Raw genomic sequence first — 580 nt, forward strand, 5'->3', positions numbered from 1 at the left:
GATGCGCGAGAACTCCGCCTATGTGTTCGTGGCTCCGGGCAGCCCCTCGACGACGGCCCCGAGGACGTTCGCCGACCTGCGGACCGGGGCGCTCGCCGGCCGCGACTTCCGGTCGCTGCAGGAGTTCGCCGTGGCATCCATCGTCGAGGGCGGATACGCGACCGCCGACGTCGCACGGGTGTTCCGGATCCCCGCGTGGCGGCTCGAGCAGTGGGTCATCGAAACCGGGCACGCCCCGCGCTGAGGCACCCCGGCTACGACGAGAGGGCGCGCAGCTTCTCGAGGAGAGGCTCGGCGATCTCGTCGACGAAGCGCTGCTGCTGCTCGTCGCCGACCTGCACGATCGCGATGTCGGTGAAGCCCGCGTCGATGAAGGGTCGGACGCTCTCGGCGAGCTCGTCCAGGTCGGGCCCGCACGCGATCGAGTCGGCGACGTCCTCGGGGCGCACGAACTGCGAGGCACCCGCGAAACCGGCCGGCGTCGGGAGATCGGCGTTCACGGCCCAGCCCCCCGCGAACCACCGGAACTGATCGTGCGCGCGCGCGATCGCGGCATCCTTGTCGGGGTCCCAGCTGATCG

The 580-nt window shown here is 71.6% G+C and carries 1 protein-coding gene and 1 pseudogene; one reads left to right on the forward strand and one right to left on the reverse strand.

Annotation, left to right across the window (positions count from 1 at the left end; genetic code table 11):
* On the forward strand, positions 1–244 hold a 244-nt coding region (locus tag NS220_RS20300), incomplete at its 5' end, for a hypothetical protein (RefSeq protein ID WP_058625366.1).
* A 10-nt stretch (positions 245–254) separates the two neighbouring features.
* Here the strand turns inward: NS220_RS20300 and NS220_RS18055 are convergent.
* A pseudogene (locus NS220_RS18055) lies at positions 255–580 on the reverse strand (LLM class F420-dependent oxidoreductase); the annotation flags it as partial.

The organism is Microbacterium testaceum (genome assembly GCF_001476655.1).
Lineage (GTDB): Bacteria > Actinomycetota > Actinomycetes > Actinomycetales > Microbacteriaceae > Microbacterium > Microbacterium testaceum_C.